This window comes from Dietzia sp. IN118, from assembly GCF_032905965.1.
Lineage (GTDB): Bacteria > Actinomycetota > Actinomycetes > Mycobacteriales > Mycobacteriaceae > Dietzia > Dietzia kunjamensis.
In genome coordinates this window covers 41,710-55,695 of record NZ_JAUMSR010000002.1, presented here as the reverse complement: position 1 = coordinate 55,695, position 13,986 = coordinate 41,710, and the positions used below count along the sequence as shown (strand labels likewise).

At 70.8% G+C, this 13,986-nt stretch carries 13 protein-coding genes and 2 tRNA genes; 9 read left to right on the top strand and 6 right to left on the bottom strand.

Annotation, left to right across the window (positions count from 1 at the left end):
• The first annotated feature begins 27 nt into the window (after nucleotides 1-27).
• The 3 genes from Q2K20_RS15780 to Q2K20_RS15770 all read left to right on the top strand — a co-directional run bounded on the left by Q2K20_RS15780 (nucleotide 28) and on the right by Q2K20_RS15770 (nucleotide 1,525).
• Nucleotides 28-101, top strand: a tRNA-Ile gene (locus Q2K20_RS15780).
• Nucleotides 102-160: 59 nt separating this feature from the next.
• A tRNA-Ala gene (locus tag Q2K20_RS15775) sits at nucleotides 161-233 on the top strand.
• 59 nt (nucleotides 234-292) lie between these two features.
• Complete coding sequence (locus Q2K20_RS15770; protein ID WP_119192999.1) at nucleotides 293-1,525, top strand: MFS transporter; 1,233 nt, start codon at nucleotides 293-295, stop codon at nucleotides 1,523-1,525.
• Here the strand turns inward: Q2K20_RS15770 and Q2K20_RS15765 are convergent.
• Both Q2K20_RS15765 and Q2K20_RS15760 read right to left on the bottom strand, forming a co-directional pair.
• On the bottom strand, nucleotides 1,522-2,010 hold the full coding sequence (locus Q2K20_RS15765) for a hypothetical protein (RefSeq protein WP_119192998.1): 489 nt from the start codon (nucleotides 2,008-2,010) through the stop codon (nucleotides 1,522-1,524). The genes Q2K20_RS15770 and Q2K20_RS15765 overlap by 4 nt on opposite strands.
• Nucleotides 2,011-2,020: 10 nt before the next feature.
• Nucleotides 2,021-2,575, bottom strand: a complete 555-nt coding sequence (locus Q2K20_RS15760) for a nuclear transport factor 2 family protein (RefSeq protein ID WP_119192997.1) — start codon at nucleotides 2,573-2,575, stop codon at nucleotides 2,021-2,023.
• 52 nt (nucleotides 2,576-2,627) lie between these two features.
• Here Q2K20_RS15760 and Q2K20_RS15755 point away from each other — a divergent pair, with 52 nt between their 5' ends.
• The 4 genes from Q2K20_RS15755 to Q2K20_RS15740 all read left to right on the top strand — a co-directional run bounded on the left by Q2K20_RS15755 (nucleotide 2,628) and on the right by Q2K20_RS15740 (nucleotide 6,935).
• The gene (locus Q2K20_RS15755; protein WP_119193010.1) at nucleotides 2,628-4,118 is read left to right on the top strand and encodes an FAD-dependent oxidoreductase; all 1,491 of its coding nucleotides are present in this window, start codon (nucleotides 2,628-2,630) and stop codon (nucleotides 4,116-4,118) included.
• Nucleotides 4,115-4,864 (top strand): PaaI family thioesterase, encoded by a 750-nt coding sequence (locus Q2K20_RS15750; RefSeq protein WP_119192996.1) that lies wholly within the window; start codon nucleotides 4,115-4,117, stop codon nucleotides 4,862-4,864. The genes Q2K20_RS15755 and Q2K20_RS15750 overlap by 4 nt, the downstream gene beginning before the upstream one ends.
• A gap of 29 nt (nucleotides 4,865-4,893) precedes the next feature.
• Nucleotides 4,894-5,607: a PaaI family thioesterase gene (locus Q2K20_RS15745; protein WP_067720214.1), complete on the top strand. Its 714-nt coding sequence runs from the start codon at nucleotides 4,894-4,896 to the stop codon at nucleotides 5,605-5,607.
• Nucleotides 5,608-5,843: 236 nt separating this feature from the next.
• Nucleotides 5,844-6,935 (top strand): IS110 family transposase, encoded by a 1,092-nt coding sequence (locus Q2K20_RS15740; protein WP_216824158.1) that lies wholly within the window; start codon nucleotides 5,844-5,846, stop codon nucleotides 6,933-6,935.
• Nucleotides 6,936-6,987: 52 nt separating this feature from the next.
• On the opposite strand, the gene Q2K20_RS15735 is transcribed toward Q2K20_RS15740, so the two are convergent.
• Nucleotides 6,988-7,806 carry an SDR family NAD(P)-dependent oxidoreductase gene (locus Q2K20_RS15735; protein WP_067719997.1) on the bottom strand — a complete coding sequence of 273 codons (819 nt, stop codon included), beginning with the start codon at nucleotides 7,804-7,806 and terminating at the stop codon, nucleotides 6,988-6,990.
• Nucleotides 7,807-7,817: 11 nt separating this feature from the next.
• On the opposite strand from Q2K20_RS15735, the gene Q2K20_RS15730 reads away from it, so the two are divergent.
• On the top strand, nucleotides 7,818-8,573 hold the full coding sequence (locus Q2K20_RS15730; protein WP_067716530.1) for a PaaI family thioesterase: 756 nt from the start codon (nucleotides 7,818-7,820) through the stop codon (nucleotides 8,571-8,573).
• A 28-nt stretch (nucleotides 8,574-8,601) separates the two neighbouring features.
• On the opposite strand, the gene Q2K20_RS15725 is transcribed toward Q2K20_RS15730, so the two are convergent.
• Both Q2K20_RS15725 and Q2K20_RS15720 read right to left on the bottom strand, forming a co-directional pair.
• Entirely contained in the window at nucleotides 8,602-9,246 is a 645-nt protein-coding gene (locus Q2K20_RS15725; RefSeq protein WP_067716528.1) for a TetR/AcrR family transcriptional regulator, read from the bottom strand.
• A gap of 58 nt (nucleotides 9,247-9,304) precedes the next feature.
• The gene (locus tag Q2K20_RS15720; RefSeq protein WP_067716525.1) at nucleotides 9,305-10,789 is read right to left on the bottom strand and encodes a fatty acid desaturase; all 1,485 of its coding nucleotides are present in this window, start codon (nucleotides 10,787-10,789) and stop codon (nucleotides 9,305-9,307) included.
• 240 nt (nucleotides 10,790-11,029) lie between these two features.
• On the opposite strand from Q2K20_RS15720, the gene Q2K20_RS15715 reads away from it, so the two are divergent.
• Entirely contained in the window at nucleotides 11,030-12,895 is a 1,866-nt protein-coding gene (locus Q2K20_RS15715; RefSeq protein ID WP_119193457.1) for an ABC transporter ATP-binding protein, read from the top strand.
• A gap of 133 nt (nucleotides 12,896-13,028) precedes the next feature.
• On the opposite strand, the gene Q2K20_RS15710 is transcribed toward Q2K20_RS15715, so the two are convergent.
• Complete coding sequence (locus Q2K20_RS15710) at nucleotides 13,029-13,958, bottom strand: SDR family oxidoreductase (protein WP_067716521.1); 930 nt, start codon at nucleotides 13,956-13,958, stop codon at nucleotides 13,029-13,031.
• Nucleotides 13,959-13,986 lie beyond the last annotated feature (28 nt).

The following is a 13,986-nucleotide window of genomic DNA, read 5'->3' as shown; positions in this document are numbered from 1 at the left end:
GTCGGGTAGATTGACCTCTCGGTACGAGGGCCTATAGCTCAGGTGGTTAGAGCGCCAAACTGATAATTTGGAGGTCGGAGGTTCAAGTCCTCCTAGGCCCACTCCGCCAGGCAGACGCCGGATCCGCTCGATGCGGTCCGGCGTTTATGCTTGGAGGTACGGGGCCTTAGCTCAGTTGGTAGAGCGCTGCCTTTGCAAGGCAGATGTCAGGGGTTCGAATCCCCTAGGCTCCACTCACCCGCCGCCCGGCGCGCCCGCCCGGCAGGCGCCCTCCCCGGCGGATAGGGAGACCGTGCACCCCACCCCTCGCGCGTCGTGGCCCCCGTTCGTGCTCATGGCCCTCGTAGTGACCGTGGCCCTCGCGTCCAGCGCCACCCCGTCACCGCTGTACGTCGACTACCAGCAGGACTGGGGCGTCGGTGGCACCGCCATCACCGTGGTCTACGCCGTGTACGCCCTCGCGGTCCTCGTCCCCCTGCTGTTCCTCGGGAGGGTCTCCGACGCGATCGGGCGTCGCCCGGTCATCCTGGCGGGCCTGACGCTGCTCGCGGTGAGCATGGGCATGCTCGCCGCCGCCGGATCCGTGGCCTGGCTGATCGCGGCCCGCGTCATCCAGGGTCTGGCGGTGGGTCTCATCACCGGGTCGGCGACCGCCGCACTGATCGAGCTCCATCCGACCCGGGATTCGCGGGTGGGCGCCCTGACCAGCAGCTCCACCACCAACTTCGGCATCGCGGCCGGAGTGCTCCTCGCCGGGGTGGTGGCCACCTCGTCGTCGTCACCCCTCGTCCACCCCTACCTCGTGATCGGGGCCGCCACGGTCGCGTTGCTCATCGGTGTGGCCACGATCGTTCCCGAGACCGCCGGTGGATCGGGGACCCTGCGCGACGCGCTGCGGGTGCGTCCGCCGTCGGTGCCGCCCCAGGTCCGGTCCGTCTTCGCGCTGGCCGCGGTGTGCGTGATCGTCTCGTGGTCCGTCGGCGGGGTGTTCCTCGGTCTCGGCGGCGCGATCGCCCGTGACCTCATGGGTGCGTCCGATTACCTCGTGACCGGCCTGGTGGTGGCGGCCCTGCAGGCGGCGGCCGGGGTCGCGCAGTTGGTGTGGAACCTGCGGTCCGGGCCGTCGCGGTGGCGGCGAGGGGTGGTCCTGGGCGTGCTCGCGCTCGTCGCGGGGCTCGTCTTCGCCTCGGTCTCCCTGGAGGCCCGCACGGTCGTCGGCTTCATCGCCGCCGCGGGGCTCACCGGCCTCGGGATGGGCCTGCTGTTCCTCATGGGCAACACCCTGGTCGCGCAGAGCGCGCCGCAGGCGGTGCGGGGACAGGTGTTCTCGGCCCTGTTCGTGGTGGCCTACATCTCGCTCGGCGTGCCGGCGGTGATCGCGGCGGTCATCGCCGAGGGCATCGGACTGATCCCGGCGTACCACGTGCTGGCGCTCGCGGTCGGCGTGATCGCGGTGGGTGCACTTGTCGCGGTGGCGCGGCCGGGAGCGGGCGGACGGGCCCGGCGGTCGGGGTCCCGCGACTAGTCGCGACTGCTCAGCGCCTGCGCGGCCGCCGCCAGCCCCAGTGCCGCCAGTCCCGTGCGGAGCCGGTCCGTGGCCATCAGCGCCCTGATGCGCGGCCCGGTGACCTGCTCCCGGGCGATCCCCACGTGCAGCGGGACCACTCCGGCGGTGATGGCCGGGACGGCGACGCCCGTGGCGCACGCGAGGAGGGTGGCCCCCAGACCGCTGCGCTCGGCCGAGCGGACCGACCCGTAGGCCGCCCAGGCCGCCGCCCCGAGGCCCGTCGCGTACAGCGTGAGGGCGACGGGGGCGATGCGGCGGGCGTGATCGGCCTGGCGCTCGGCGATGCCGTGGGTGGAACCGTCGAACAGCTGGGGATAGACCACCGAGGTGACCATCGACTGGAACCCCAGGTGGACCGCGGACGTGGTCAGCAGCGCGAGGCGGCCCGCGCGCAGGATCGGGTCCGGTGTGGGGCCCGCGGCCGCGGGGCGTCGGCGGTACATGGCTGCCACGCTACCTCTCGCGGGACCGTCCCAGGAGGGCCCGACCCTCGCCGTCGTCGGTCACGGCGCGCGCGGTGCGCAGCACGACCCGCCACCCGCGGTCCGGCGCGTCCACCCGACCGCGCCGCTCCAGCTCCCACCGACTCGCCGTCACCCTCATCACCGTGTAGCGCCCGGGGCGCGACGAGCGCACCACGAGCTGGGTGTAGCCGGTCGCCACCGCGCGGTCCCCGTCCAGCAGCACGACCGGCAGGCCGGGGACGTGCCCGCACCCGTGCGCGATGAGTCCCTGGTGCGCGTCCCCGTGCACCATCTCCCGCAGCCCCTCGTGCCCCTCGAGTACGCCGGTGTCCACGTCGTAGACGCCGTCGTCGGTCCACAGTTCGGCCACGCCGTCGGCGTCGCCGGAGTCGACGCGGGGGGAGTAGGAGGCCAGTAGGCGCAGTACGGCCAGCTCGTCGGCCGCGCGGGCCAGCTCGGCCCGCGCGGTGGCGAGACCGTTCTCGGTCGAGGTGAGCCTCGCCTCGAGGGCGTCCAGACGGGCGGTGTCGGAACCATCAATCATGAACCCGACATTAATGCACTAACTGAAACACGTTACAAGTAGTGTGCACACCATGACGGACAAGAGTGCAGACAACCGTCCCGCCGTGATGACGGCGGACGTCATCGTGGTGGGGATGGGAATCGCCGGCGCCTGCGCGGCGATCGAGGCCGCCGAGGCCGGGTCGACGGTCATCGCTCTGGAGGGCGCCTCCGGACCGGGCGGCTCCTCGGCGCAGTCGGGCGGCGAGGTCTACCTGGGGGGCGGCACGGCCACCCAGCAGGCCCTGGGCATCGCCGACACCGAGGAGGACATGCGCGCGTTCCTCCTGGCCGCGCTCGGGCCCAACGCCGACGAGGCGAAGATCGCCGACTACTGCGCGGGGGCCGTCGAGCACCACGACTGGCTGGTCTCGCACGGAGCGGTGTTCAACCGGAAGTTGTGGGACACCCCCACCTGGATGCCGGGCGACGACTCGGGCCTGATGTGGATGGGGGAGCGGGCGGAGCCCTACGCGTCCCTGGCCACCCCGGCAGCGCGCGGTCACCGGCCGCCCGCCCCGAACTTCGCCGGGAACGTGCTCATGGACTCCCTCGTGGCCACGGCGCAGAAGGCCGGCGTCGACCTGCAGTGCGACGTCAAGGCGCGTTCGCTCATCGTCGAGGACGGACGCGTGGTGGGCGTCCGGGCCACGCAGTTCTCCGAGGAACGCGAGTACCGCGCCACCGGCGGCGTCGTGCTGGCGACGGGCGGGTTCGTGGACAACGACCGGATGCTCGAACAGTGGGCGCCGCAGCAGCTGGGCAAGGACAAGGTCTCCGACGGCCGCGACGACGGCTCCGGCATCGAGATGGGCATCGAGGCCGGCGCGGCCGTGCGCCGCATGCACCAGACCGAGACCGCGATGCTCGTCATCCCCCGCCTGGTGGTGGGCGCGATGCTCGTCGACGGCGACGGGCAGCGCTTCATCAACGAGGAGGTCTACCCGGGCCTGTACTGCCACGCGGCCGTGTATCACCGCCGCCCGCCGGTGTGGGTGATCATCGACGAGAAGGGCATCGAGGACGTCCCGGAGTCCGAGCTGTGGGGTATGCAGCCCATGCACGCCGCCGAGACCATCGAGGAGCTCGCGGCCGACTGCGGGTTGCCCGCCGATGCGCTGGCCGACCAGTTGCGCCGCTACAACGCCGGCGCCGAGCGTGGCGAGGACCCGCAGTTCGGCAAGAACGCCCGGTGGGTGCGCCCGCTCGAGCCGCCGTTCGGTGCCTACCCGACGGGTGCCGGGGGGCCGGACACCTTCAACGGCCTGCCCCTCAAGGCGCAGGGGTTCACGCTCGGGGGACTCCACACGGACCTGCAGTCGCGCGTGCTGGACCGCGCGGGCGAGCCCATCGCGGGCCTGTTTGCGGCCGGGCGGTGCACGCACGGTCTGCACGGCGACGGCTACATCTCGGGGACCTCTCTGGGCGACGGCTCGTTCTTCGGCCGGCGCGCGGGCCGCGGTGCGGCCGGGGTCACCGACACGGTGGCGGCCGGCGATGTGACCGGGTCGGCGCCGGCATGAACGACCCGGTGACCGTCGAGCCGGGGACTGTCGAGCCGGTGACCGTCGTGCGGCGCGACCGGCCGACGGTGGATCTGGGGCCGTTGGACCCGGCGCGCGGTACTGGCCGTCCGGTCGACAGGGACGACGACGACGAGGCCGGCCTCTACGCCCTGGTGGAGCAGGTGCGCCGGATCCGCGCGCTCACCACCGGCGGCATGTTCGACACCGACCTGGGCCCGCTGACCGATCGGATCCGCAGGGTGGCCGACGAGCTGGAGGCCGCGTCGGCGAGCCCCGAGCAGCGGCAGGAGGTCAACTGGCGGGAGCGTCGGTACGCCTCCAACTGCCCGATCATCGGCCGGTCCAACGTCCTCGCCCCGCCGGCCGAGTTCGAGTTGCTGGACGACGGGACGCTCAGGGCCGAGATGACGCTCGGGCTGGAGTACCAGGGCCCCCCGGGGTGTGTTCACGGCGGTGTCGTGGCCCTGCTGTTCGACGCGGCGCTGGGCCGGGTCAACCACCACGCGGGGACCACCGGGATGACGATGTACCTGGACCTGGACTACCGCAGCCCCACGCCCATCCTCGAGCCGATCGTGGTGACCGCCCGTCAGGTCCGGGTGGACGGCCGGAAGGTGTGGTCGCAGGGCGCGGTCCACGCGGGAGATCGCCTCTGCGCCACCGCCGAGGGGCTGTTCGTCATGCCCGCGGAGTGGGTGGCGGCGTACCGGCAGCACCGGGATGAGGGCGCGGGCGAGGGCTGACGCCGGGGCGCAGAGTAGATTCTGTTGCCGTGACGACCGACTCCGGCCCTTCCGACCCCACCGCCCCGGGCGACCGCCCCCTCGGCACCGCGGACCCCGCCGGTGCGAGCGATGAGGGCACTCCCTTCCTGCGCCAGGACCCCGATGCGTCCGGCGCGACCGAGCTGGCCCGCGAGCTGCGCCGACTCCGCGGCCTGGTCGCCGGGTCCGTCTACGAGGACGTCCACGACGCCGTGGCCACCGTGCGCGGGTTGGTCGAGCACCTCGAGACCGTGGGCACCGTGGTGCGGCCGTCGGAGTACGCCACCTGGGGTGTGCCGGAGCACCTGGCGGCCAACCCGGCGACCGGCAGCCGGAACCCGGTGTCCCCGCCGCTGGAGCCGGTGGTGTTCCCCGATGCGACCGTGCGGGCCGACCTCACCCTGGGTATCGAGTACCAGGGGCCTCCCGGCTGCGTCCACGGCGGGATCGTCGCGCTGATCTTCGACGAGATGCTGGGGCTGGCGAACGCCGCGTCGGAGAGTGTCGGCATGACCGCGGACCTGCGCATCTCGTATAAGTCGCCGACGCCACTGTTCGCCCCGCTGCGGTTCGAGGCGCGGCAGGAACGGGTGGAGGGCCGCAAGATCTGGGCGACCGCGACCCTCCACACCGGCGAGACCCTCTGCGCGACGGCTGAGGCGTTGTTCATCGAGCCGAGGGGTATCCGGGACGCCGACCGCGGCCGGCCCATCGAGGGCTGACAGTGATGATGTGTGTAGTGGTTCTTCGGGCGGGTCTGACTCACGGGCTGACCGTCGCGGTGGCTGACTAGAAGCGGATTTGTCGGCCCGCTCGGGGGATCGCTACGCACGCGACCGGACGGGCGTTTGTGACCTCATAGGAGCTTGGTTCAGAAGCCCCGCCACTGTCTTGTCCGCCCGCCTGGCCGGCGCGTGCTGCCCCACCGGGATCAACGAGAAAGGCAGCAGTGACCATGATGTCCGATCAGCACGTGCATGTCATCGCCGGAGTGGATACGCATGGCCAGACCCATCACGCGGCGGTGATCGACTCCCTCGGGCGGCATCTGGCCGACCGAGAGTTCCCGGCCACGGGTTCCGGGTACCGGCAGCTACTTTCATGGCTCGGCGGCCACGGCACCGTGCAGGCCGTTGGGGTCGAGGGCACCGGAGCCTACGGCGCCGAGCTGTCTCGGGTGCTGGCCCGGGCCGGACTACCGGTGGTCGAAGTCGACCGACCCGACCGCAAGACCCGGCGGATGAAGGGCAAGTCCGACCCGATAGACGCCTATGCCGCTGCTACCGCGGTCGCCTCCGGGCGTGCCACTGGCGTGCCGAAGACCCGCGACGGGATCGTGGAGGCCGTCCGGGCCTTGCGTGTGCCTCGGCGCTCCGCGGTCAAGGCCCGCACCCAAGCGATCAACCAGGCCAGGCAGCTGGTGATCACCGCTCCGGAGGAATTGCGAGCCCAGTTGCGTGGCCTGCCCGCCCGCGAGCTGGCCGTAGTCTGCGCCCGGTTCCGTCCCAGCGACCTCGCTAGTCCCCTCGGCGCGACCAAGGCGGCACTACGCATTCTGAGCCGCCGGATCCTGGCACTGAGTGAGGAGATCGCCGACCTCGACGTCGAGCTAAAAGCCCTGACCGCGCAGACGGCTCCGACCCTGATGAACCGCATGGGCGTGGGACCTGACGTCGCCGGGCAGCTTCTGGCCACCGCGGGCGACAACCCAGACAGGCTGCGCTCCGAAGCGGCGTTCGCGCACCTGTGCGGCGTGGCCCCGATCCCTGCCTCTTCAGGACGACGAGACCGACACCGACTCAACCGCGGTGGCGACCGGGCCGCGAACCACGCCCTGCATACCATCGCACTGAGCCGCATGCGATGGGACGAACGCACCCGCTCATACGTTGACCGACGAACCGCGCAAGGCCTGTCCAAGAAAGACATCATGCGCTGCCTCAAACGCCACATCGCGCGCGAGATCTACCATGCCCTGATCAACGACCTACAGGCTCGCGACCCCGCCACCAAAGCACCGACCACCGCCGACCTCGCCAAAGCCGCTTGACATCCGTAGGAGCATCCGCGGCCGGGCACCGACGCGTGCGTCGCGTCGGACTTCAGTTCCCGCGCAGCGCCGTCATCCGCTTGTGGGATCCGGCCACGATCCGTCCCCGGTCGACGCCGGAGGAGAACTCGACGCCCTTGCGGTTGTTCTCGCCGCCGCAGACGTGGATCGGGCCGTTGCCGATGGACGCCAGGACCTCCTCGGCGACCTCGGTGGGCTCGCTGACGGTGAAGCCGGGCAGGTCCATGTCCAGGCCGGCGCGGATCATCGCGGGGGTGCGGACGACGCCGAGGATGACCTCGACGACGTCGACGCCGTGCTCCCGCATCTCGAGCCACAGGCCCTCGACGAAGACCCGGCTGAACGCCTTGGCCGCGGAGTACACGCTCATGTCGGCGTGGCCGAGGTAGCCGGCCATCGAGCCCATCACCACGATGCCGCCGCGGCCGCGGGCCTTGAGGGCGGGGCCGAACTGCCGGATGATCTGCATCGGCGAGGTGATGTTGAGGTCGATGACCTTCTGAACCTGGGTCATGTCGGACTCGACGAACTCGGAGCCGTACGTGTTGGCGCCGGCGTTGAGGACGAGCAGCCCCAGGTCGAGGCCCTCGCAGGCCGCGGCGATGCCCTCGGTGGCGCCGGGCTCGGTGAGGTCGACGGACACGACCCGGCACTCGACGCCCTTGGCGCGGACGGCCTCGGCGGTCTCCTCGAGGGGCCCGGCCTTGCGGGCGACGAGCACGGAGGACACGCCCTGATCGGCGAGGCGGAACGCGATCTCGGCGCCCACGCCCTCACTTCCGCCCACGACGAGGGCCCACGGGCCATAGGTAACGGGATCGAACGGCTTCGGATTGACAGGTGTCGACATACTCTAAGAGTATGACCAAACAGAGCGATCGTCCCGGATTCGGTGGAGTACCCCTCCCGGGGTTGGATCCGGACCAGTTCTCCCTCGACGCCGCGCGGAGCCGGTTCGGGGACTCCTTCGACCCGATCCCCGTCCCCGAGCTGCCGCCGGCGGACCCGGAGTTGGACCGCGCGGTGGCCGAACTGCGCAGGTTGCGGGAGGCGACGGCGGCGTTGGCGCACTCCGAGGTCGAGCTCGGGGACATCGCCGACCGCCTGGCCGAAGTCGCTGATCTGCTGGAGCCGCGAGTCCCATCGCCCTCACGTCGGCTGGAGAACATGTGGACGGGTGCCGGGACCCGTCGCTCGAACCCGGTCGGCGGGCAAGAGAACCCGATCGCCCCGCCGGTGCAGTTCCACGGCTGTGACGACGGGTCGGTGATGGCGGAGGTGACCCTCGGTCCCGTCTACCAGGGCCCGCCGGCGTGTGTCCACGGGGGGATCAGCGCGCTCGTCATCGACCACATGATGGGCTTCGCCAACCACTGGGGTGGCCGCTTCGGGATGACGGCGCACTACGAGATCGACTATCGCTCGCCCACGCCGCTGCTCCAGCCGCTGACGTTCCGGGCCTGGGTGCACGAGGTCGACGGCCGCAAGACGTGGACGCACGCCACCATCCACGCCGGCGACCGGCTGTGCGTGGAGGCGCGGGGACTGTTCCTCGAGGCGAGCGTCCCGGTGCCGGGACAGCCGGGTGCGCGGTCGACCATCGCCGACGGCGCGTAGAGCGCCCCGGCCCCGCGGGGCCGGGGGCTCACCCCTGGACGTCGACCTGAATGACCTTCTGGAGGTACGGGGCGATGACCTCGGTGAGGCCCGACGCCAGCTGGTCGGGGTCGTTGGGCGGCAGTGAGATGAAGCTGATGCCGATCCGGGCGATGATCGACGCCGCGAGCCGTGCCTGGGCTTCCTCGATGCGCATCCAGCTGTCGGACAGGGCGGGGGTGAGCACCTCGGTGGCCCGTTCGATGAGCGGCCCGGCCTCGGTCGTGATGAGGCGCAGGAGGTCCGGTTTGATGTCGCCGGTGAGCAGGGCGCGGACCAGCGGGTCGTTCCGGCTCGACAGGAGGAACCCGTTGATCCCCTCGTTCAGCGCGGTGTCGATCTGCCCCGGGTGGCGGATGATCGAGTCGCGGATCTCCCCGGCGAAGGTCTCCGACAGCTGGAGTGCGTACGCCTGGGCCAGTCCCTGACGGTTGCCGAAGGTGCTGTACAGGGTCTGCCGGCTGAGACCGGCGGCCTGGGCCACGTCGGACATGGTCACCGAGGACCAGTCGTGCGAGCCCAGCAGCTCGTGCATGGCCTCGAACACGGTGGAGCGCAGTGACCGACGCTCCCCGCGGGGGTCGCCGGGGGAGCGTCGGTCACTTGTGGGGCGGTGACGGGGCATGGTGTCCATTGTTCCTGATCCCGTGGGCCGGGCGGCGGAGGGCCGATCGGAGCCCCGCACGCGGGGGTCACTTCACGGGCAGGAAGTCCACCTTGTCGCGGACGCCGCAGTCCGAGCACCGCCAGCTGTCGGGGATGGCCGACCACGGGGTCCCGGCGGGGAAACCCTCGCGCGGCAGCCCGGCGGCCTCCGAGTAGTGGTTCCCGCAGTTGGGGCACACGTACTCACCGGTCGGTGAGGTCTGATCGGTCGCGATGTCGGTGTCCGCGACGATCTGCTCGGCGACCGCCGTCGACCCGGCGCCGTGCCGGGCGAGGATCCTCTCGCGCTTGGACGGCTGGATGTTGGCGCGGGTGATGTCGCCGTCGTAGTGGGCCAGGACGCGCTTGTCCATGACCTTGCGCCACAGCGGCGGCACGTAGGCCAGGACCATCATCGTGGCGTAGCCCGAGGGCAGCTGCGGGGCCTGCTCGAAGCTGCGCAGTACCTGGTAGCGACGCATGGGGTTGGCGTGGTGGTCGGAGTGACGCTGCAGGTGGTAGAGGAAGATGTTGGTCACCAGGTGGTCGGAGTTCCACGAGTGCTCCGGGCGGCAGCGCTGATAGCGGCCGGCGGAGGTCTTCTGGCGGAGCAGGCCGTAGTGCTCGAGGTAGTTGACGACCTCCAGCAGCGAGAAGCCGAAGACGGCCTGCACGATGAGCCACGGCGCGATCTCCCAGCCGAACACGGCGATGAGTCCGCCGAAGAGCACGACCGTCATGAGCCAGGCGTTGAGGTTGTCGTTGCGCAGGGTCCACGGGCTCTTGCCCAGCCGCCGGAGCCGCTCGGACTCCAGGTGCCAGGCCGACGTCAGCGACCCGAACACGCTGCGCGGGAGGAAGGCCCAGAACGACTCACCGAAGCGCGAGCTGGCCGGATCCTCCGGAGTGGCGACACGCGCGTGGTGTCCGCGGTTGTGCTCGATGAAGAAGTGTCCGTAGCCGGTGGTGGCCAGGGCGACCTTGGACAGCCACTTCTCGCTGCCGGCGATCTTGTGCCCGAGCTCGTGGGCGGTGTTGATCCCGATCCCGCCGGTGATCGCGACGGTCCAGGCGACGCCGATCGAGGCGGCGATCCCGAGTCCCCCGTCGTAGCCCAGCCACGACAGGTCGTCGGCGGACCAGAGGTAGGCGGCCGCGATGAGGGACGCGTACTGGAAGGGGATGTACAGGTACGTGCACCACCGGTAGAACGGGTCGGCCTCGAGCTTGTCCATGACCTCGTCGGGCGGGTTCTCACCGTCGGCGCCGACGGCGAGGTCCCCGAGGGGGATCGCGACGTAGACGAGGAAGGGGAGGAGGAACCAGGCGACGGTGGCCGCCACGCCCCAGCCGAGGGCGTTGAAGCCGGCGACGATCGGCATCGACACGAACAGACCCATCGCGGGGATGAGTCCGAGCAGCCACAGGTACCGCTTGGCGTCGGTCCACGCGTAGGGCTCGACGGCGGCGTCCGCCTCGTGGTGGGTGTGCGGTGCCCCGTCGGTGGGGCTGATGTACTCGGTGCTGGACATCGCAGACGACCTCCGGGTCAACAGGGTGTGGCGTATGCCACTGTGTTGCCCCTGACATTAGACAAATTCCCCCGCCGTGTCTAGACATCACCCCAGATTTTGTCCAAAGACCGGATCGGGGCGACGACGACGAGGAACGCCACCGCGGTCGCGGGCCGGAATACGTGGGCCCCGTGCCGGGTTGTACCGAACGGTCGTCGGGGCCCCTCTCCGGCGCGGGAGGAGTACCGCTACGTGACGATGCAGCAGGCCGCCATGCGCACGCTGATGCGGGCCGAGAACAACAACATCGCGCTGGACCGCAGTGTGTTCACCCGCGAGAACTTCCGCAGGATCGGACAGTTCGCCCGCCCGCACACCCGGCGCATCGTCTTCTTCCTGGTGCTCTCCGTCTTCGGGGCCACCCTCGCCGTGGCGACACCGCTGCTCGCCGGCCGCGTGGTCACCGCGATCGTCGAGGCCTCGCCGGTCCGGGTCGTGATCGGCCTCGCGCTCGCCATCGCCGCGATCGGGATCATCGAGGCGATCGTCGCCGTCGTCACCCGGTTGTGGTCCGCACGGATCGGGGAGGGGCTCATCCTCGACCTGCGCCGCGCGGTGTTCGACCACGTCCAGACGATGCCGGTCGCCTTTTTCATGCGCACCCGCACCGGCGCGCTGGTCAGTCGCCTCAACAACGACGTGATGGGTGCCCAGCGGGCGTTCTCGGACACGCTGTCCGGGGTCGTGTCGAACCTGGTGCAGCTCGTACTCACGTTGGCCGTGATGGCCGGTATCAACTGGCAGCTCACCGTCCTGTCCGTCCTGCTGCTGCCGATCTTCCTGTTCCCGGCCCGCTACGTGGGCAAGCGGCTCGCGCGGCTCCGCCGCGAGGCCTCGGATCTCAACGCGTCGATGAACGACCAGATGACCGAGCGGTTCAACGCCGGCGGCGCGACCCTGGTCAAGCTCTTCGGACGTCCTGAGACGGAGTCGGCGGAGTTCTCCGCCCGCGCGGGCCGGGTCCGCGGCATCGGCGTGCGAACCGCGCTGCTCATGAGTGTGTTCATGAACTCGCTGACCCTGGTGTCCACGCTGGCGCTGGCGCTCGTCTACGGGCTCGGCGGGTGGTTCGCACTCAACGGCGCTCTCGACGCGGGGTCCGTCGTGGCCCTCGCGCTGCTCCTCACCCGCCTGTACGGCCCGTTGACCTCCCTGGCCAACGCGCCGATGGACATCGTCACGGCCATCGTCAGCTTCGAGCGGGTCTTCGAGGTCCTCGACCTGGAACCGCTCATCTCCGACGCCCCTGACGCCGTCGCCATCCCGGAGGGCCCGGCGACCATCGAGTTCGACGACGTCACGTTCTCCTATCCCTCGGCGGACAAAGTCTCCCTCGCCTCGCTCGAGGAGGTCGCGGTCCTCGACACCCGCGGCGGCCAGGAGGTCCTGCACGGGATCTCCTTCCGCGCCGAACCGGGACAGATGATCGCCCTGGTCGGGTCGTCCGGCGCGGGCAAGTCCACCATCGCCTCCCTGCTGCCGCGTCTGTACGACGTCGATTCGGGTGCGGTGCGGGTGTCGGGACTCGACGTGCGTGGGGTCACCTCGTCGTCGCTGCGGCGCACGGTGGGCATGGTCACGCAGGACGGCCACCTCTTCCACGACACGATCCGCTCCAACCTCACCTTCGCGCGGCCGGAGGTCTCCGATGACCTCGTCTGGGACGCGCTGCGCCGGGCCCGGCTCGAGGATCTCGTGCGGTCGCTGCCGGACGGTCTCGACACCGTCATCGGTGATCGCGGCTACCGGCTGTCGGGAGGTGAGCGTCAGCGACTGACGATCGCACGGCTGCTGATCGCCGCCCCGTCGGTGGTGGTGCTGGACGAGGCCACCAGCGCGCTGGACTCCACCAACGAGTCCGCCGTCCAGGAGGCGCTGAGCGAGGCGATGGCCGACCGCACCTCGTTGGTGATCGCCCACCGGTTGTCGACGGTGCGCGCCGCCGACACGATCCTCGTCCTCGAGGCCGGCCGGGTGGTGGAGTCGGGCACGCACGCCGAGCTCCTGGCCACCGGTGGTCGCTACGCGGAGCTCTACGAAACCCAGTTCGCCGACCAGGAGTGAGACGGCGCCGCCGCCCGCCCCAGCGCCACCAGTGCCGCCCGCTCCGGCCCCGCCCTTCTCGACGGCGGGGCTCCGGCCGGGGCTCCGGCGGGGGCTCCGGCGGGTGCCGGGGTGGCGGGGCGGCGGCCCTTCCTCAGCTCTCCAGGTGCAGGCCCAGCTCGCGGGCGGCGAGCGCGGCGTACTTGGAGGTCTGCTCGAAAGCCGACTCCAGGGGGTTGGCGTCGGTGACGTCCGCGATCTCGTTCCAGCGCTCCGCGACGACCTCGGGGGTGCGCGCGTCGTCGGGGAGGTAGACGCCCCGCGACTCGACCATCTGGGACACGGCGAACACGCCGGCGCCGGCACCGAGGATGGTCTTGGTGGGGGCGTCCTCGCTGACCATGAACAGGGCGCCGGGGGCGATGGTCTCCGGGCCCATGATGTCGAGCACCCGCTGCGGCAGCAGATCCTCGGTCATCCGCGTGGCCGCGGTGGGGGCGATCGCGTTGACCTTGATGTTCTTCTTGGCGCCCTCGATCGCCAGGACGTTCATCAGACCGACGAGCCCCGACTTGGCGGCCCCGTAGTTGGCCTGGCCGAAGTTGCCGTAGATCCCGGAGGTGGAGGCGGTCATGAGGATGCGCCCGTAGCCCGCCTCGGCCATGTGCGGCCACACGGCCTTGGTGCAGTTGACCGAGCCCATGAGATGCACCTCGACGACCTTGCGGAAGTCGTCCATCTCCATCTTGGCGAACGACTTGTCACGCAGGATGCCGGCGTTGTTGATGAGCACGTCGATGCGGCCCCACTTGTCGATCACCGTCGACACGAGGGACGCGACGGCGGCCTCGTCGGTGATGTCGTTGCCGTCGACGATGGCCTCGCCACCGGCGGCCGTGATCTCGTCGACGACCTGCTGCGCCAGGGAGGGGGTGCCACCTTCGCCGTGGACGTCGCCGCCCAGGTCATTGACGACGACCTTGGCGCCACGCTCGGCCAGCGCGAGCGCGTAGGCGCGGCCGAGGCCGCCGCCGGCGCCGGTGATGATCGCGACGCGGTCGGTGAAGTCGATGGTCTTGGTCATAGGGGGGCTCCTGTGATCGAGGGTGTGG